Origin of the sequence: Hypericibacter terrae (assembly GCF_008728855.1) — a bacterium.
Taxonomy (GTDB): domain Bacteria; phylum Pseudomonadota; class Alphaproteobacteria; order Dongiales; family Dongiaceae; genus Hypericibacter; species Hypericibacter terrae.
The window spans coordinates 3,668,803-3,687,206 of record NZ_CP042906.1; the positions used below are offsets into that span (position 1 = coordinate 3,668,803).

14 protein-coding genes are annotated in these 18,404 nt (G+C 66.2%); 6 read left to right on the forward strand and 8 right to left on the reverse strand.

Annotation, left to right across the window (positions count from 1 at the left end):
* Nucleotides 1-107 precede the first annotated feature (107 nt).
* The 3 genes from FRZ44_RS16715 (at nt 108) to FRZ44_RS16725 (ending at nt 3,078) form a co-directional block, all read left to right on the forward strand.
* A complete protein-coding gene (locus FRZ44_RS16715; RefSeq protein WP_151178254.1) occupies nt 108-1,175 on the forward strand; it encodes a catalase family peroxidase in 1,068 nt (355 codons plus the stop codon).
* A complete protein-coding gene (locus FRZ44_RS16720; RefSeq protein WP_151178255.1) occupies nt 1,172-1,735 on the forward strand; it encodes a cytochrome b in 564 nt (187 codons plus the stop codon). Before FRZ44_RS16715 ends, FRZ44_RS16720 begins: the two co-directional genes overlap by 4 nt.
* 221 nt (nt 1,736-1,956) lie before the next feature.
* On the forward strand, nt 1,957-3,078 hold the full coding sequence (locus FRZ44_RS16725; protein ID WP_151178256.1) for a M20/M25/M40 family metallo-hydrolase: 1,122 nt from the start codon (nt 1,957-1,959) through the stop codon (nt 3,076-3,078).
* Nucleotides 3,079-3,332: 254 nt separating this feature from the next.
* Here FRZ44_RS16725 and FRZ44_RS16730 read toward each other — a convergent pair whose 3' ends face one another.
* From FRZ44_RS16730 to FRZ44_RS16740, 3 genes are all read right to left on the reverse strand, one after another.
* Entirely contained in the window at nt 3,333-4,631 is a 1,299-nt protein-coding gene (locus tag FRZ44_RS16730) for an SEL1-like repeat protein (RefSeq protein WP_151178257.1), read from the reverse strand.
* A 385-nt stretch (nt 4,632-5,016) separates the two neighbouring features.
* Nucleotides 5,017-6,522 carry a flavin-containing monooxygenase gene (locus FRZ44_RS16735; RefSeq protein WP_151178258.1) on the reverse strand — a complete coding sequence of 502 codons (1,506 nt, stop codon included), beginning with the start codon at nt 6,520-6,522 and terminating at the stop codon, nt 5,017-5,019.
* Nucleotides 6,523-6,787: 265 nt separating this feature from the next.
* Nucleotides 6,788-7,108 carry a hypothetical protein gene (locus FRZ44_RS16740; protein ID WP_151178259.1) on the reverse strand — a complete coding sequence of 107 codons (321 nt, stop codon included), beginning with the start codon at nt 7,106-7,108 and terminating at the stop codon, nt 6,788-6,790.
* Between the two features lie 392 nt (nt 7,109-7,500).
* On the opposite strand from FRZ44_RS16740, the gene FRZ44_RS16745 reads away from it, so the two are divergent.
* Entirely contained in the window at nt 7,501-8,841 is a 1,341-nt protein-coding gene (locus FRZ44_RS16745) for a GH1 family beta-glucosidase (protein ID WP_151178260.1), read from the forward strand.
* Between the two features lie 11 nt (nt 8,842-8,852).
* Here the strand turns inward: FRZ44_RS16745 and FRZ44_RS16750 are convergent, their stop codons facing one another.
* Together FRZ44_RS16750 and FRZ44_RS16755 are read right to left on the reverse strand one after the other, a co-directional pair.
* Complete coding sequence (locus FRZ44_RS16750) at nt 8,853-10,550, reverse strand: ABC transporter ATP-binding protein/permease (RefSeq protein WP_263641894.1); 1,698 nt, start codon at nt 10,548-10,550, stop codon at nt 8,853-8,855.
* Nucleotides 10,551-11,046: 496 nt separating this feature from the next.
* The gene (locus FRZ44_RS16755; protein WP_151180333.1) at nt 11,047-11,889 is read right to left on the reverse strand and encodes a glycosyltransferase family 2 protein; all 843 of its coding nucleotides are present in this window, start codon (nt 11,887-11,889) and stop codon (nt 11,047-11,049) included.
* A gap of 297 nt (nt 11,890-12,186) precedes the next feature.
* On the opposite strand from FRZ44_RS16755, the gene FRZ44_RS16760 reads away from it, so the two are divergent.
* A complete protein-coding gene (locus FRZ44_RS16760) occupies nt 12,187-13,179 on the forward strand; it encodes a glycosyltransferase (RefSeq protein ID WP_151178262.1) in 993 nt (330 codons plus the stop codon).
* Here FRZ44_RS16760 and FRZ44_RS16765 read toward each other — a convergent pair.
* Nucleotides 13,155-14,108 carry a phytanoyl-CoA dioxygenase family protein gene (locus FRZ44_RS16765; RefSeq protein WP_151178263.1) on the reverse strand — a complete coding sequence of 318 codons (954 nt, stop codon included), beginning with the start codon at nt 14,106-14,108 and terminating at the stop codon, nt 13,155-13,157. The two genes, FRZ44_RS16760 and FRZ44_RS16765, sit on opposite strands and share 25 nt — an antisense overlap.
* Before the next feature lie 56 nt (nt 14,109-14,164).
* On the opposite strand from FRZ44_RS16765, the gene FRZ44_RS16770 reads away from it, so the two are divergent.
* Entirely contained in the window at nt 14,165-15,712 is a 1,548-nt protein-coding gene (locus FRZ44_RS16770; RefSeq protein ID WP_151178264.1) for a glycosyltransferase family 2 protein, read from the forward strand.
* A 7-nt stretch (nt 15,713-15,719) separates the two neighbouring features.
* On the opposite strand, the gene FRZ44_RS16775 is transcribed toward FRZ44_RS16770, so the two are convergent.
* The gene (locus tag FRZ44_RS16775) at nt 15,720-16,703 is read right to left on the reverse strand and encodes a glycosyltransferase family 2 protein (RefSeq protein WP_191908140.1); all 984 of its coding nucleotides are present in this window, start codon (nt 16,701-16,703) and stop codon (nt 15,720-15,722) included.
* Nucleotides 16,704-16,929: 226 nt separating this feature from the next.
* Nucleotides 16,930-17,991 carry a 2OG-Fe(II) oxygenase gene (locus tag FRZ44_RS16780; protein ID WP_151178266.1) on the reverse strand — a complete coding sequence of 354 codons (1,062 nt, stop codon included), beginning with the start codon at nt 17,989-17,991 and terminating at the stop codon, nt 16,930-16,932.
* Nucleotides 17,992-18,404: the final 413 nt, after the last annotated feature.

Consider the following 18,404-nt stretch of genomic DNA (forward strand, 5'->3'; position numbering starts at 1 on the left):
TTTCCAAAGACTTGGGCAGCCCCAGATGATCAGGGCAGGAACATCCTATAATCCCGTGACCGGGCCAGAGAAGCTGGCCGCTCGGATCGTCCCATAGAGGGTGCTGAATGTCGGGCCCGTCCCCATCGCCGCCGCGTCCCCCCTTCGCATCGCTGGCGCTCATTGCCGTCATCGTCGCCGTCGTGGCCGGCGCGTTCGCCTATACGGCGGGGTGGCTCTCGCCCGGTCGCCTCACCCCGACCAAGATCGTCGAGGCGTTCGCGCCGCCGACCGGCCCGGCCCTCGGCCACCGGCGGAACCATGCCAAGGGCATCTGCTTCACTGGCCAGTTCGAGGCGAACGGGAACGGCGCGGCGCTCTCGCGCGCCCAGGTATTCGCCGCCGGCCAGTATCCGGCCATCGGCCGGTTCAATCTCGGCACGCCCGATCCCAACGCCCCGGACGCCACGGTCCGGGTGCGGGGCATGGGGCTCCAGATATCGACTCCCGACGGCCAGGTGTGGCGCACGGCCATGATCGATGCGCCGTTCTTTCCGGTCTCGACCCCGAAGGCGTTCTACGGGTTGCTGGAGGCGTCGCACAGCAAGGATCCGGATGCGATGAAGAGTTTCATCGCCGCGAATCCCGAGTTCGCCGCGTTCGGTGAGTGGGCCAAGAACGCGCCTTGGACGGCGAGCTACGCGGAAGAGCCCTATAACGGCCTCAACGCCTTCCTCTTCGTCGATGGCTCCGGTGCCGAGCATGCGGTGCGCTGGTCGCTCCGCCCGCAGGCACCCATCGTGCCGATCACGCCGGAGGATCTCACCAAGCTCGGCCCCGACCATCTCGACCAGGAGATCACGGACCGGGTCGCCAAGGAACCGCAGCGCTGGACCCTGGTGGTGACCGTCGCCGATCCGGGCGATCCGACGTCCGATCCCAGCAAGGCATGGCCGGAAGGGCGCAAGACCGTCGAGGTGGGCACGCTCGTCGTGCAGCAGATCCAGGCCGAACGCGATGGCCCGTGCCGCGACATCAATTTCGACCCGACCTTCCTGCCGAACGGCATCACGGTGTCGGACGATCCCTTCCCGGCCGCGCGATCGTCCGCTTACGCGCGGTCCTACGCCCTGCGCACGGCCGAGGTTCAATATTATCCCTATCACCAGCAAACCGCGGCGGGGACCCAGCCATGAGCAGCGGCGGCGTGCGATTCACCGTTCTTCAGCGTTCGCTGCACTGGCTCATGGCGGCCTGCATCCTGGCGATGTTCTTCATCGGGGTCGGCATGGTGTCGACGGTCATGCCGAAATACATTCCCCTCCTGGCGACGCACAAGACGCTCGGCATGGCGATCCTCGTCCTCGCGCTGATCCGGCTGGTCGTGCGCCTCCGCTACGGCGCGCCGCGACTGCCGGCGGATCTGCCGGAGCCGATGAAGCTCGCGGCACATCTGTCCCATTACGCGCTCTATGCCCTCATGATCGCCATGCCGCTGATCGGCTGGGCGATGATGTCGGCCAGCGCCTATCCGATCGTGCTCTATGGCGGCATCCACCTTCCCGCCATCCTGCCCCAGAGCGACGCCGTGCGGACGATCCTCTGGAACGCGCACCACTACCTGGCGTTCGCCTTCTTCGCGCTGGTGCTGCTGCACCTCGCCGCCGCGCTCTTCCATGCGCTGGTCCGGCGGGACGGCGTCTTCCAGAGCATGGCGCCGGGGCCGTCCCACGATAAGGTTGCCGCGGCCGAGTGACGGACGGCGCTGCGGCCTGATCCGGCGCCCGGACAAAAGGAGCCCTCATTTCCCCCCCGCCGCTCCCAATGCTGCGGCCTTCTGCGCGCCTCGGCTTGGCATGAACCTCAACGCTATGCTTGAGTAGCAGCCCGGCGAATTGAAGTGCAGGCGAAGACAAGGTTGCGACGGCGGCAGGACCGCCGGCGCAGGGCCAACAACGCAACGGGGCAGGCGGGGCCATGATCGCAGACAGCGACATCATCTCGGCGGTGAACGCGCAGACCGGTGCCGCGGGCGAAGTCTTGCGCTTCGTGCATGCCCATCCCGAACTCGGCCACGAGGAGCATGTGTCGTCGGCGCATATCGCGGAGCGGCTCGCGCGCGGCGGTTTCCAGGTCGAGCGCGGCGTCGGCGGCATGGCCACGGCGTTTCGCGCCACCCTGACCGGCGCGCGGCCGGGCCGGTCGGTCGGCATCGTCGTGCTCTATGACGCCGTGCCCGCCGTCCGGGCGAACGGCAGCATCGAGGCCGTTCATTCCTGCGGACATGGACCGATCTCCGGCGGGACGACCGCCGCGGCCCTGGCTCTCGCCGGCCTGCGCGACCGTCTCGCCGGCAAGATCGTGCTGTTCGGCTGCCCCGCCGACGAGATCCATGCACCCGGCACGGTGGCGCGTGGCGGCGGCAAGGCGCTCTCGGCCGCGGCCGGTCTCTGGGACGGGATCGATGCGGCGCTCTATGCACATCCGGAGTTCATCAACACGGTCTCGAAGTCCTCGCTGTGGATGCGCCGGGATCAGGCCACCGTTTCGGGCTTGCGCTCCCTGCGCAAAGGGGTCGTGACGGAGCCGATGGCCGCCTTGCGCCGCCTGACCGCGGTCCTCGACCAGGTCGAGCCGGATCGCGTCATCGCCGAGGACGTGCATTTTCATGGCGACATCGAGGAGGGCGCCGGGCTGGTGCTGACCGCGACCTTCCTGATCTTCGCCGACGATGAAGCCGGTTTGGCCAAGGCCGCGCAGCCCTTGCGCCACGCCCTGACGGGCGCGCGATGGTCCGAGGGGCGCGTCGTCTGCGGCGTCCGGCCCGACGACCGCGTGACGGCGGCGGTCGCCCAGGCCTTCGCGGCGGCCGGGCGCGATTTCGTGAAGGACCCGCCACCCCTGCCCTTCGCCACCGACTTCGGCAACATCTCGCAGCGGGTCCCGGCCGCCCTCATCGGTATCGGCCGGCCGGGCGGGTGGGCGTTTCATACCGACGAAGGCGCCCGCCAGTTCGCGGGGCCCGACGGCGAAGAGGAAGCGCTCGGGATTGCGCGCGTCCTGGCACTCGCGGCTGCCCGCCTGAGCGAGCCGAAGTAGGAAGACATTCGGCCCATAGCCATCCGGGCTGAGGCAAGAAGTTGAGGGTGATCCTGCGGGAGCCCCGCATGAGGGTTTTGAGTCGAAGCAAGTCGCTGCGTCTCCGGCATGTCGGCTCGTGCTAGCCGCTTGCAACCTGAGTCCGGCACGGCGCGGTTTGACGACAGCCCGCACCTACGAGTGTCATGGGGCCGATCCCAGCTTCGGCCATTCGACATGCCATAGAGAGCCTCGTCCCTGACGTGACAACTCCGTCATTGCTGATGTTTCGCCAGCCAATCGCGAGCGAGTTGCTGCGCCTTCGATATGTCGGCAGGCGTCATCAGTGCGGCAAGCCGATCGCGGTTCTCGGACGCGTATTGATCGCCAAGAGCCGTGGCAAGATTGAACCACATATGCGCCTGCACATAGTCTTGTGTTACACCTTGGCCCTTCTCATACATCGTGCCAAGGCTGTTTTGAGCTGCGGCATTCCCCTGTTCGGCCGCTTTGCGAAACCAGTTCACCGCCTCCGAATAGTCCTGTTGGACGCCCTGGCCGTTTCCGTACAGGACACCGAGGCCATATTGGGCGAGGACTACGCCCTGCTCGGCGGCTTGCCGAAACCATTTTGCGGCCTCGGCGTAGTCCTTTTGAACGCCGTGGCCCTGGTCATAGATGAAGCCGAGGTTGAACTGAGCACCCGCATTGCCCTGCTCGGCGGCCTTGCGATACCACCTTTCCGCCTCGGCGTAGTTTCGAGGAACGCCATGGCCTTGGTCGTAGATGATGCCGAGGTAGAACTGAGCGATGGAAATGCCCTGATTCGCGGCCTTGCGGAACCACTTTGCGGCCTCGGCATAGTCTTGATGAACGCCGTGACCCTGGTCGTAGAGGATGCCGAGATTGAACTGGGCGAGGGCATTGCCCCGCTCGGCGGCCTTGCGATACCACCTTGCGGCCTCGGTATAGTCTCGAGGAACGCCGTGGCCTCGGTCGTAGAGGATGCCAAGGTTGAGTTGGGCTTCGACAACGCCCTGTTGGGCCGCAAGCCAATACCACTTCGCGGCCTCCGCATTGTTCTGCGAGACACCTCGGCCCAAGTCGTTCATGGCGCCGAAATAGAACTGAGCGTCCGCGTCGCCTTGGCTGGCGGCGCTGCGAAACCAGTTTGCGGCCTCCGCGTAATCTTGCGAGACGCCTCGGCCCAAATAGAGCATGACGCCGAGATTGTATTCAGCGGGGGCATAGCCCTGCTCGGCGGCTTTTCGATACCACTTGGCGGCCTCGGCATCGTCCTGCGGCACGGCATGGCCGACGGCATATAGAAAGCCCAGGGCTTCCTGGGCCGCGGCATTCCCCGCTTCGGCAAGCGGTTTCAACAATTGAGATGCCGTCTTGCTGTCGCCTCGTTGAAGCGCGGACCAGGCATCAGCGAGGTCATCCGCGAGCAACGTAACATGCGCTCCCAGGAGCAGGACCAGGGCGGCGAAGATCCGGAGAACCTGGCGCAGGGGGTTCGCCAATTCGCTCTGAGCAAAAGCCACTCGATGCCGAAGGGGCGGATTATCCATTGCTTCGAGCCCAACCGGAAGATGCCAACCGACAGCGAGGCGACCCCGTTTCCGAGATTCTGCCTGAGATATTGCGCGGCCAAGTCAGTGAAGCCCTGACCGCAATCACGGGCCAATGCCGTCCGAACCGCCCGATCAGGCCACACAGGTTGCACTATGAACGGGCTGTGTCTTCCGCTGGTGCCCGTGAGCCGCCTGTGCCGTTCCGAACTGCCGTGATCTACCTGGACTGCGAGACACTCATCGCGGGCGCCTTCCTCATCCGACATTCGCCGGACAGTTGGCCCATGACGCTGAGATTGCTACCGAAGCACAGCCTTCGCAAGGGAGCGTTCGGAAATGCCTGTCGAACGTCTCCCGACTCTTCAACCACAGGCTTCACATCTCAAGAGTAAACCAAGGCGCTGTGGCTCACCTCGATCGCGGGCAAGCGGTCCTTGTCGATCCAGTAGTCGTGGCTGTGCTGCCATTCCGGCTTGTCGCCGCATCTCGGCATAGGCAGCTGGAGGCTGCGCAGGATGTAGTTGGGATTGAAGTTCTCCGGCTCGATCCAGGGCCTGATGCGCATATCCCTGTCCTCCGGCCGGAGCGTCGGAACGACCTTCTCGAACCCCTTCTCATCCATGTAGCCGAGCAGGCGGCAGACGAAGTCGGCGATCAGGTCGACGCGCAAGGTCCAGCTCGACCGGATATAGCCGAACACCCACGCCATGTTGGGCACGCCGGTGAACATCATGCCGTGGAAGCCGACTGTCTCCGAAAAATCCAGCGGCCTGCCATCGACCGCGAACTCGATATCGCCGAAGACGCAGATATTTAAACCCGTGGCCGCCACGACGATATCGGCGGCAAGCACGCGGCCGGACTTGAGGACGATGCCGGTCTCGGTGAAGCTGTCGATCTCGTCGGTCACCACCGAAGCCTGGCCGGCGCGGATCGCCTTCAACAGATCGCCTTCCGGAATGACAGCCAGCCGCTGCCGCCAGGGGCGGTAGCGGGGCGTGAAATGGGTATCGACGTCATAGTCCTCGCCCAGATGGGCGCGGATGACGCTCAGGAGCTCAGCCTTGACGACCTCCGGTTCGGCGAAGGTCCGGCGCTCGAACTCGGCATCGTCGTGAAGGATCTTCTGCCGGACGATCTCGTGGATCCATTCCTCCTTGATCTTCAGCCGCCGCAGCTCGTCGGCCAGCGGAATCGCGTTGCTGCTAGCATGAAAATAGGTCGGCGAACGCTGCAGCATGGTGATATGGCGGCAGTCGGGTGCCATGGCGGGGATGATCGTTGCGGCGGTCGCGCCCGAGCCGATGACGACGACATTCTTCCTCCGGTAGTCGAGATCCTCGGGCCAGTTCTGCGGATGGACGATCGGGCCCTGGAATCGCTCCATGCCGCTCCATTTCGGCATGTGGCCTTCCGCGTGATTGTAGTAGCCCTGGCACATCCACAGGAACTTCGCGGTGAACGTGACGGTCTCGCCTGCGTCGCCACGTCGACAGGTCACCGTCCACCGGTTGCTCTCGCTCGACCAACGGGCGGCCGAGACCGCGTGTCGATAGCGGATGCGGGATCCCAGCCCGTTCTCGTCGATGACCTCGCCCATATAGGCCAGGATCCTGTCCGCCGTCGCGATCGGCGGGCCGATCCACGGCTTGAAGCGATAGCCGAAGGTGTAGAGGTCGCTGTCGGACCGGATTCCGGGGAAGCGGTGGGTGCGCCAGGTCCCGCCGAAACTCTCCTGGGCCTCGAGAATGACGAACGTCGTCGAAGGACATTGCTGCGTCAGGTGGTAGGCAGCGCCGATCCCCGAGATGCCGGCGCCGATGATGAGCACATCGCAGGTCTCGACGTTTCGAGCGGTCGAGGTCTCGATCTCAGTCCGACCGTCCATGGGCGTGCCGCCTCCTCGGCGAAAATCACGACAGATCAGCTGGCGTGCGCGGAAGAGCCGTAGGTTCCGGAAGCGCTATGGCGCTTCCTCAGGACCTACAAACCGCGCATGGCTCCCCGATCTGGTCTCAGCATAGGTCCCGGTTCTCTCGCGTGGCAAGGCGCAGCCGGAGTGCCGTGATTCGAGACCTCCTGCCTCTGCGGTCCGTCCAGACCCGATGGCTGCGCGCGCCCTCGGCGTCCCTGGAAGCCCGGGGCCCGCGGGATCAGAAGCTGAAGGGGATCCTGAAATACAGAATGCCGCCTTCGTCCCGGCTCCCCAGCGAGAGCCCCATGGGATCCTCTTTCTCCTGGGGAATTTCCATCAAGCGCATATGGAGTTCGTGGCGCTTCACCGCCTCGCATTCGTTCTCCGTCAAGAGCGGCGGCCCGGCTTCCGGCGGCGTCGGTTGATCGGGCTGCGGGATGGCACCATCTATCCTGGACGGCTCATCGAGCAAGCCGATGCAAGGCCGCCTCTCATCCGCCGCATAGGCGGAGAGGGCCAGGAACGTTGCAAGAATTCCAATGATAACGATACGTCGCACGGAAACCGCCCGGAACCGGCTCGTCGGAGCACGGCTTACCTCATGCCAGCCTGTCACGCCTCAGCTTTGCGAGAGTACCGGCGTGGCGATGTCGATCATTGATGCAGGTCAAACGGTCGGCAAAAAGAACCGTGAAGCCGGCTTGGCGGATCGATCGCTGTTGGATGGTATCCAGGCCGGCGCCCCTGGTTCGCAGGCACTATCGCCCCTTCGGTCGCCGCATGGGCGCGATCGCGCGCGTGGAGGGATTGACGACGCGATCGATAGAAGCGCCCGCGCATCCCGTGCTAGGATCGAGTCCCGACGACCCCTCACATAACCGTCGCCGAGCCGCGCAACTCGGAAGCGTGCCCCGGGCGGCGACCGACAGCCGCAAATCCGGAAGCAGGATCATGACCACCGATCCCCTCGACGCCTATTGGTCCCGAAATTTCACCTGGGGCGTCTCTACCTCGAGCTACCAGATCGAGGGCGCCGCCAAGGAAGACGGTCGCGGCCCCAGTATCTGGGACACGCGCTGCCTGATGAAGGGCCGCGTCGCCAATGGCGACACGGGCGATGTCGCCTGCGATCACTATCATCGTTACAAGGAAGACATCGCGCTGATGAAGGAGATCGGCGTCGGCGCCTATCGGTTCTCGGTCGCCTGGCCGCGCCTTTTGCCGCGCGGGCGCGGCGCGGCGAACGCAGCCGGCCTCGATTTCTACGATCGGCTGATCGACGCCTTGCTGGCGGCCGGCGTCGAACCCTGGCTCTGTCTTTATCATTGGGACCTCCCGCAGGCGCTCGACGATCTTGGCGGCTGGACCAACCGGGAGTGCGCCGGCTGGTTCGCGGACTATGCGACGCTCGTCGCGCGCCGCTATGGCGACCGCGTCAAACGCTTCGCGACCTTCAATGAGTTCTCGGTCTTCACCCTGTTCGGCTATGCCATTGATTGGGGCGCGCCCGGCATCACCGACCGGCAGGCCCACCTCAAGGCCATTCATCACACCAACCTGGCTCACGGTCTCGGCGTCGAGACGATCCGCACGCTGGTGCCCGGAGCCTCGATCGGCGCGATCCATAACCGGCAGCGGATCCTGCCCGAAACGGACACGCCCGAGAACCGGACCGCCGCGGCACTGCTGGATGCCCATTGGAACACGGCCTTTCCCGATCCGCAGATCCGGGGCCATTATCCGGCGCTCCTGGCCGATGCGATCGAACCTTATGTCGAGGCCGGCGACATGGCGCGTATCTGCCGCCCGATCGACTGGTTCGGCCTCAACCATTACGGGCCGATCTTCGCCAAGGCGGAACCCAAGGCGATCTGGGGCTACGCCTGGGGCAAGACGCCGGACGAGGCGCCGAAATCGGATATCGGCTGGCCGGTCTTTCCGCAGCTCTTCCGCGACGAGCTGATCGAGATCACGCGGCGCTATCGCCTGCCGATCTATGTGACCGAGAACGGCGCCGGTGGCGAGGATCGTCCGGACGCGAAGGGCGGCTACGAGGACAAGAGCCGCATCGCCTATCTTCAAGCCCATATCGGCGCCATGCATGAGGCGATCGAGGCGGGCGCCGATGTCGGCGGCTATTTCGTCTGGTCCCTGCTCGACAATTTCGAGTGGGGCTCGGGCTACAGCGTCCGCTTCGGGCTGGTGCATGTCGATTTCGCCACCGGCAAGCGCACGCCCAAGGCATCCGCGCGCTGGTATGCCGGTCTGCTGCGCCGGGCGCGCGGTGGCTGAATCGGGCCCCTTTATGCCGAGGGGGCCTGCGTTTCCTCGACGACGGCGATCCCATCCAAGCGCTTCACGCTGAAGCGGCGCCCGAAGAAGCGCTCGTCGAGCGGCCGCTGGCTGTAGGCAACCACGGTTGCCTCGGAAAACTCCTCCCGCAGCAGCCGCATCATGTCGGCTTCGCCAGCCGCGTCGCAGGCTTCCATGGCGTCGGCCAGCAGGATCCAGTGGGGGCGGCGCAGCAACAGCCGGGCGAATCCCAACCGCGCCAGTTCGTGCGGCGGCAGCGTCTGTTCCCAGATCTCGGTCTTGTCCAATCGAGCGACGAGATGAGGCAGGCCGACCTGCTCGAGCGCCGCGCGAACTTGTCCCGGCTCGCAATCGCGCAGCCCCGCCGGCTGGCAGATCGCCTCCCGCAGCGTTCCCATGGGAAAGTAGGGTTGCGCCGGCATGTAGAGCAGCAGCGCGCTTTTCGGCAGCAGGACGCGGCCGGAACCCCAGGGCCAGAGCCCCAGGGCGGCCATCAGCAGATGCTGGATGGCATTCTGATCGCCCGAGAGAAACACGCGGTCCCCGCGCCGGATTTCGGCGTCGAACGGGCCGACGATCGGCTCGCTCTCCGGGTTGTTGACCGATACCGCCTCGAGGCGCAGGTCGGTCCCCTCGCCTGGCACAAGCTCGATCGTCGCGCGGCCGCGGCGACCCATGTCGGTCGCCCAGCGCCGGATCGCCTGATGCAGCGCCTGAACGCGCTCCACGGACGCCCGCCACTCCGCGACCACGGCGATGTTGTCGATCGGCCAGGAAAGAGCGCCGGTCATCTGCTGGAAGGCCTGGGCCGTCTGCATCAACGCGCCCAGCGTCACCGTGCCGGCAATGAACCGTGGCGCCACCACGAGAATGGGAAACACCTGGGGCAGCATCGACCAGCCCGTCGTGAAGAAGAAGAGGTGGGTGAGCGCCGTGGTCTGGCGGTCCCAGGCTGCGACCGCCCGACGGAAGAAGGCGCCGAACCGCTCGCGGACATCGCCCTCGCTGCGCACCAGCGCGATGGCCAGGGATTTCTCCCGGGCATCGGCGAGCCCGAAGCGGAAATCCGCCTCCGCCGACTGCCGCAGGTTGGCGGCACGCACCAGCGGGCGTCCCAGCAACAGCGCGATGGTGCTGCCGGTCGCGGAGAAGCCGATGGCCAGCCAGACGAGATAGCCAGGCAGCAGCAGCTCCGTGCTCCCCAGCGGAATCCGCGTCTGCCCCGACAGCTCCCACAGGATCGAGGTGAAGCTGATCAGAAGCAGCAGGCAGTAGAACAGCGTGTGCATCAGCTCGACGGCCCGCTCGGTGCTGACGCGGATATCCTCGGCGATCCGGCCGTCCGGGTTGTCATGCTCCCCCGGCAAATGCGTGATCAGATAGTGCCGCCCGTCGGCCATCCATTCGCCGATCAGCCGGCGGGTGAGCCAGTCGCGCCAGGCGATCTGGAGGCGCCGCTTGATGCGCAGATGGACCGTGACCACTGCGACATTGGCCGCCAGGATGGCGAAGAACGCGCCGATCAGCATCACGAAACGATGGAAGTTCCGCTGCTCCAGAGAATCGAAAAGCCGCTCGAACCAGAAATTGAGCGCGACGACCAGGATGACCTGTCCGCCGGTGAGAAGGACGAGGAATGCCGCGAGCGCTATGGCCCGCCATCTCTCCTCGCCGCTCCAGTACGGCAAGGCAAGGCGGGGCGAACTGGCCGAAAAGGACGAGCCAGTCGCGTAGATTCTCTCGAAAGGAGAGAAGGACCCCTCGCCCGCGCGCCATGACCTTCCTGCACACTCCCAGCTTCGGCGCAGCACCGCGCTACGGGTTCTTCCGACGACCTGCCCCGTGATTGGAAGCATTGCGCCGCGTTCTCCGGCGACGATAAGGCATGAGAGAACGCCTTGGGCCACGTCAAAAGGGGACCGATCGATCGAACAGCCTTCGCCCAGCATCACGGAAGCGCGACGTCGGCACAAGAGGGCGAGGGTCCTTCCCAAGGCATTCGCCAGCGACAATCCGGCGGGCTGACATGATCGAGGGGAGCCTGGGCCGCGGTGTGCCTCGCCCCCGAGGTGGCCTTCCCGCCGCGGCTCGACAATGCCGCCTGGGCGGGGACCTCGGCCGCCTTCGTCCGCCAGCCGAACCCGGGCGCATCGCTGCGCGGGTCCGATGCGCATTCCGGTGTTGTCAGGATTCTTTGCGCACGGGCGGCCGGATCGCACGAAGGGAGCGACCGCGATAGATGCCGCGGGCCGATGATACCAGCGCGTCGCCGCCGAGCAGCCACAGCGCGACCTTGATCCAGGCTTTCGCCATGTCCCAATAGAGTATCGGCGACATCCCGCCGACATGACTCCGATAGAGCCGAATCTGCTCCGCAATGCCTCGTGGCGCCCATTGCGGCCGGTTCGAGATTCCGCCCACCCGCATCCGGCAGACGACGAGATCGCCGATGTCCATCGGCTCCGCAAACATGAGTTCCCGCAGCAGGAAATCGAAGTCGCTGACAATCGAATAGCTCGTATCGAACCTGGCACCCCCCTCGAACAAGACGCGGCGATGAAAGACGCCCTGGTGCGGAAGGTTGAAACGACAGCTTCGGAAATCCCGCGCCGACCAGGACCGTCCCAGGATTTCCTGCACCCGCCCCGCGTCGTCGACCAGCAGAACCCGGCCATAGGCAATCCGGCAGTCTTGATCCGCGAGGGCGAGACGTGACACCGCGTCGGCAATGACGGTCGGGGATGCAAGCGCATCATCCGATCCGATGAAGAGAAGCCAGTCCCCTGTCGCCCGGACAACCGCCTTGTTCCATGCATCCGCAATGCCGCGATCCGGCTCGGAGAACCAGACGAGAGCCGCGCCGAAGGCTTCGCTGTAGCGGTGCAGGATTTCGGTCGAACCGTCGCTGGACGCCCCATCGGCCACGATCACTTCGATGTCCGTGAAGGTCTGGCCCGCGATGCTGTCAAGGCAGCGAGCGAGCACCGCGCCTCCGTTCAGACAAGCGATAACGATCGAGACCCGCATGGAGAGATATCACATCCGCTCGAAGGAGCGATCGCGAGGTATGCCCATAACCGCAGGCCGCCTGGCCTGACCCGTTCCGGGCCGGGCCGCCATAACCAAGGGGTCGCTTCGATCGGCGCAAGTCATCGGACTGTATTCCCGTCGTCACTGGTACCGGATCGATGATAGCGGGCAGGTCGCAACCGGTAAATCCAGCGTCCGCAGCCCTGTGTCCGGATTCTGGCGGCCGCCGGCCGACCGTGCTGCCCTTGCCGGGCGGGAGCATCGCCATTAGCGTGAGCCACGGGAGGGACCGCAATGCCGCCCTATCGGGAAATCGACGATCGACCCGCCGATATGGATTTCAGTGTCCTGATCTGCACCTACAACCGCGCCGAACTCCTCTCCGCCGCGCTCGAGCATATCGCGGCGCAGAGCGTCCCCACGGGTCTGCGATGGGAAGTCGTCGTCGTCGACAACAATTGCAGCGACCATACCGCCGATGTCGTCCGGCGCTTTGCTTCCGACCCGCGCATTCCCGCCTTGCGCTATGTCCAGGAGGGGCGGCAGGGCATCGCCTTTGCCCGCATGCGCTCCTTTCGCGAGGGCCGCGGCCATCTGATGGGCTGCGTGGATGACGATTGCCGGATCGCCCCCGACTGGATCGCGCAGGCGCTGGCGTTCGGCAGGAGCCATCCGCGCGCCGGAGCCTTCGGCGGGCGAAATCTCATCCTCTGGGAAAAGCCGCCCCCTGTCGTTGCCGAACTCTATGGCGAGAGCCTGGGCCGCCAGGATCTCGGCGATCTCGCCCTATGCCTCGCCCCCTCGGGTCGAACCTGCCTGGTCGGCGCAGGCCTGGTCGTCCGGCGCGCGGCACTGCTGGAGTCAGGCTGGCTCGAATCCCGGGTCCTGGTCGGCCGCTGCGGCGAAGAGCTCGGCGCGGGGGAGGACGCGGAGATCTATTTCCGCATCCGCAATGCGGGGTGGGAATGCTGGTACCTGCCCCATCTTCGGCTCGGGCATTTCATCCCCGAGCGGCGGACGACGCCGCACTATCTGCAGCGGCTGCATCGCGGCTTCGGCGAAGCGGAGGCCTTTCTCCTGACGCTGTCGCGGACGCCCGCCCCGACCCTCCGGGACCGCTTTTCCGCCGCAAGATGGTCACTCGCGGAGCTGGGCCGGGTGCTGGTGCGCTGGCCGCGCGGCTGGCTCGCCTACGAGAACGAGCGCCCGACCTGGGAAATCCGGATCCACTATGCCTGCGGCTGCCTCAAGGGCGCCCTTCGCTATTTGCTGTCGGTTCGCGCCTGATGAGGAAGACCGGGACGCCAGGGCCAGCGTCGGCGGCGGCGCGAGACGGCTTCGGCCGCGGCCGCCGGCCGCAGGTCGGCTCCGGCAAAGAGGCGCCGCACGGCGGACGGCAGCGCGTCGCGCAGGCTTTCGTCCAGATTGAACCGCGCATCGCCATAGTCGTGGCTATGGCCGCGCCGAAGATAGCAGATCGTGAGCATTGTCCGCGGCTCGTCGGTCTGGTTCGGCGTTCCCCGATGCAGCATGCCCGGATCGCGGATCAGCACGCTGCCGGGCTCCAGGACAATCCGGGTGGAGGGGAAATGCCGCGCGAACGCTTCCATCACCGGATTGGCACCGTCCTGCATGTCGTCGGAAAGTCCGTAGCGCGCGAGCATGGCCGGCTGCCAGAGATGCGTGCCCGTCGGCCAGACCTCCAGCGGCCCGTTGTCGAGGCCGCAGGGCGTCAAGGGGACATTGAGAATATAGGCGCAAGGCTCGGCCACGCCGGCCGCCGAAAGCTCGCGGTGCGGCGCCTGCAGCATCGATCCGCGAATGCAGCTGTCGCTCGATACGAACTTGCAGAAGAAATCCTTGCCGATCAGCTCTTCGAGCAGGGGCGTGATCAGCGGGTTGGCGAGCAACATCTCGCTGTCGAAGGGCGGGCGAAGCTTGGGGAAGATCCGCCAGCGCGCCGCCCGCTCCCAGAAGACCGCCCGCTCCTGCGCCGAGACCTGGTACCAGCTGTCGCCCTGCTTGCTTCGCACGCAGTCGGCGAAGATTCGCTGGAAGGCCGTGCCGGTCCGCGCCACGACTTCGGGCGGCAGAAGGTTCCGCAGCACGAGGCAGCCGGCAGTGTGCAGCAGCAGCGCCGCGCGGGAATGCTGCTCGGGCCGCAGCCGTCCCGCGACACGTTCCTCATCCGACACCGTGAGGGTCAACCCTTCCATTCCGCCGTTTCCGTTCGCGGCCCCGATGCGTCACTCTGGCATGCCGGAGCGACCCGGTGAAGGCGGTCCCCGGCGAGATCGATCTGTCGGTGGTGGTGACGCTGATGGACAGCCGCGGGCAGGTCGAAGAATGCCTGTCGAGCTGGACCCGAGGCCAGACCCTCGGCCGCGACCGCTACGAGGTCATCGTGGTGGCGTCCGGTCGGGAGCCCGAAATCGAGGCGGTGGCACGGGGCCTACTGACAACGGGCGACTCATTGCTGCGGTTCGAGGCGCCGAACGAGCTGGCGCTGCATGATTTCGGCGCGAGGAAGGCGCGCGGCCGATGGCTCCTCTTCACCGAAGCCCATTGTCAGGCCGATCCAGGCTGCCTGGCGGCCCTCCTGGCCTATCTGCAGACCCACGCGGACCGCTATGCCGGCGCCTGCATCCGGACGACCAGCGACGGCAGCGCCGATCCAATCGCCCGCCTCGAGGAACGATGGTACCAGGAGGGCTTCGCCGCCTGGTCGCAAGAAGCGGATTGGCGCAAATTCACAATTCGTGGGACGGCGGTGCTTCGCGAGGCCTACGCCAACGTCGGCGGCTTTAAAGTCGAGCATGGTTGTTTCGCGGAAGTCCTCCTGGCGGCCGAGCTCGACGCGGCCGGCTACCGGCTCGGCTACGCGCCGGCCGCCTCCGTCAAGCATTACAACTCCACCCGGATCGGCGAGCTTCTCGCTTATGTGCGGGAGTATCGCGAAGGCGAAGTGGCCTTTCGGTTCCGGAACGCTTCCGGAGGGCTCGGGCGCTATTTCGGCTGGAGCGGGTCCTGGCAGGAACAGAAGCCCGCCGATCGGGCGCGGGCACTCGCCTGTGCAGCCCGAAGCCTGTCGCGGGCCATGGTTCGTCCCTGGCGGCCGGGCGCGGCGGCGAAGGCCCGGGCTGCGCTGGATGCGCTGCTTCGGTTCCCGATCGACAGGCTGTCGGGGGGACGGGCCGGCCTGCTGCAGGCAGGTCTCGCCTATGCCGGAGCCCGCCTCGCCTTTGCGTGGCCTGGGGCCGATTTCGAGCGGCGCTATCGCCGCTACTGCAGGCTCTGGGATGCTGCCGGCGAGCTGGCCAGACGGCTTGCGCTGCGGCGGCAGAGTCTGAATGTGTCGTCAACGAGCCCAATGCCGACTTCGGCAACGCTCGATTATCGCCCCGGGGAAATGCCGTCCGACGGTCTGATCGGCTTTCATGCCCCCGAGCAGTTCGAGGGCCGGCGATTTCGCTGGAGCTCGCCCCTGGCGCTTATCCGGCTGAAGCTGCCCCCCGGCCCCTATTCAATTCGCCTGGATCTGGGAGGCCCCGGTGCGGGATTGGCATCTGAATTTGTCGATCTCTATCTCGATGGCCGCCTGTTGCGGCGCGAAGGTCGCGCCAAAGCTGCCCAAGGCCTCTATCTCGCCGGCCCCGGAGAGTTCCGGACCCGGCCGCCAGAGAACCTGATTCTCGTGAGCGGCCGTATCCGCGCCGGAAGCCCCGAGATTCGGGCGTTAGGCGTCCCGGTATTCGGAATCGAGTTCCTGCCGGCGACAGCTTCCGGTGCCATGGGCGAGACCGGTCGGGCACCCGAATGAGGACACATCACTCGGCGGATTGGGGCCTGGGAAGCTGAAACGTCCGGGACGCCGCTTGTTGCAGCCGATGCACTCGGTCCCGCAGAACATGGCGCAACAAATAGGGCCGGATGCCACGGGAGATTTCCTCTGCCGTGGGAACGACGCCGAAGCAGCGCTCGCGAATGCGGTGCATTTCGGCCTGGCCCATCGCCCAATTCGCCTGGGTCTTTTGCGCCGCATGCACGCGGAAGCAGCCGAGAAATCGCGGAACATGCCGGATCGTGAAGCCGGCGGCCTGGGCCCGGAGAAGAAAGTCCCAGTCGAGCGCGTAGGAGAACGACGTATCGAGGGGGCCGATGGCGCTCCAGACCCTGCGGCGCCAGAACAGCGTCTCCTGCGGGACATAGTCGACGAATTTCAGCGCCTCCGGATCGTGGGCCGGCAACAGCCAGCGCCCGATCTCGAAGCCGGCGCCATCGATCAGGAGCCGGTCGCCATAGACCATGTCGACGGTCGGATGGGCCGCGAAATAATCGGCCACATAGGCGAGCGACCCCGGCAAGAGCAGATCGTCGCTGTTGATCCACGCCATGATCTCGCCGGGAATGAGCGCGAAGCCACGATTGATGGCGTCCGCCTGGCCGGCATCCGGTCCGCTCGTCCAAGTGAGCCGATCGCCATGAGCCTCCAACGTCGACAGCGTTCCATCTTCCGAGCCCCCGTCCAGCACCATGTAGGCGAGGCGCGGATAACCCTGCCCCAGCACGCTGGCGAGCGTCTGGCCCAGGAACTGGTTCTGATTGAGCGTCGGCGTGACGATCGCGACGGCCGGCGCCGCCGCCGGCGACTGCTTCAAGCGATAGCCGGGCCCCGAAGGCAGCGGCCGCGGCCGATATTGCGGATCCAATCGACCGATGCCGGGCTGCAACAGGCGCCGCGCGGTTCTGCGAAGGAATCGCACGGGAAAGGCGAGCAGGCTGCGAGCGGTTCGGCGCCGCGGCCTCGCCATCGCCACCGACGCCTCCGCCGAAGCGCCGGAAAGACGCGAAGCCTCGACGAGCCGATTGCTCCCGCTTTCCGTCGATGGCGCGGCGTTTTCGAGGCTTTCGCTCATCGCTTGAGACTATCAGAACCCGTCATGACCCGGCCGCCAATATTGCGGGCCGGATTTCCGATGCCAGCCTGCGTCAAGTTCTCCGGATCTTCCAGGGGCGGCAGAGACCTCCTGGGTTGCCTCAGCTGCCATACATATGCACGCCCAGAATGTAGCGGGCGCCCCTGGTGACGGGCATCACCTCATGCAGGAGCGTGGCGGACCACACGACGGCGGTGCCGCGCTCGACCTCGTAATAGTGATCGCCATATTCGCGGAAGCGCAACGCCCCGCCTTCATAGTCGCCGGCATTGAGATTGATGGTCATGGTGAAGCGGCGATGCGCGGTTTCCTTGGTCGCGTTGTCGCGGTGGGGATGGAGCACCCCGCCCGACGCCGAATCGTAGCGGGCGATGCGGTAATCCTCGCGCTGGCCGACGCGCGTCTGGAACGCCTTGCGGATCTCGCGCGCGACGCGGCGGTTGAAACAGCGGTCGAGGAACTGCTGGACAGCCGGTTCGCGCACCACATACTCGGTGAGCTGGCCGTAGCTGCCGGCATGATCGACCTTGAAGTCGCCCGGTTCCTTGTCATGGCCTTCGCTGCGGAAGCCATCCGACTGCCACACCGTCACCGGCCGATGGAACAGCTCGACCAGCCGGGCGCAGTCGGTCTCCTCCAGCACCCGCGGCAGCAGCAGGATCGGCGCCTGCGCCTGCACGCGCAGCCCGCGCGGCGGGAAATTCGCGCGCAGCCAGGCGAGCGCGGCTTCGGCCAGCGCCGCGGCCGTGGCGGCGTGCAGGATGCGGGCGATCCGATGATTGCGATCGAGGATGACCGCGAGCGGCGCCGACGCAACGCCATAGCTCGCATGGATGTTGCCGTCGGGATCGCTCAGCAGCTTGAAGGACAGCCCCAGGGCCGCATGAAGCGCGCGGTTCGCCTCGGGGGCTTCCCGGCTGACGGCGAAGACGAGAGCGTCGAGCGCTGTGAAGTCCCCGCCCCGATCGCGAAAGGCGATCAGCGTCTCCTGGAGGGAACCGTCGCCAGGGGGACCGAAGAGCAGGACGAGCGGCCGGCCCATCACGAGATCCGCCCGGCTGAAGACGGGAGTGCCGGTTTCGTCCAGGGCCCCCACGGGCGGCGCGGGATCGCCCGCCTCGAGCGGCGGGATGCCGGGCGGCGAGGCCGGCGCGCGATTCAATGAACTTGCGGCATCCTCCAAGAGACACCTGTCCCAAATCGACTTGGTCCGGCAATCGGTGACGGCAGTGGAAATCGGCGCCGCCGGCGTCCGGCAGTCCGGCCACCCGTCGCGGCAATTTCTGCTGTGAATTATTTCTTACCGGCGTCCGCCGGACATCGCCCCTCGGGCGAAGATTGCTACCAAAGCCGGCCCTTCACAAGAGCGAGCCCTGGCCGGAGGACGTGTTCTCCCGAAAGAGTCTGGCCCCCCGCTCCGCGACCGCCGGGAAGATTCTTGCCGCGCCGGGGCGAGGCGGCCCGGTCCCCTATCTCCTTGTGCCGGCGCCACGAATGCCGCCACGGCGGTCGGAACCTGTCGCTCCGCCGGGCCGTTTACCGCTATGCTCCCTGCACACCACCGGCAAGGCATCC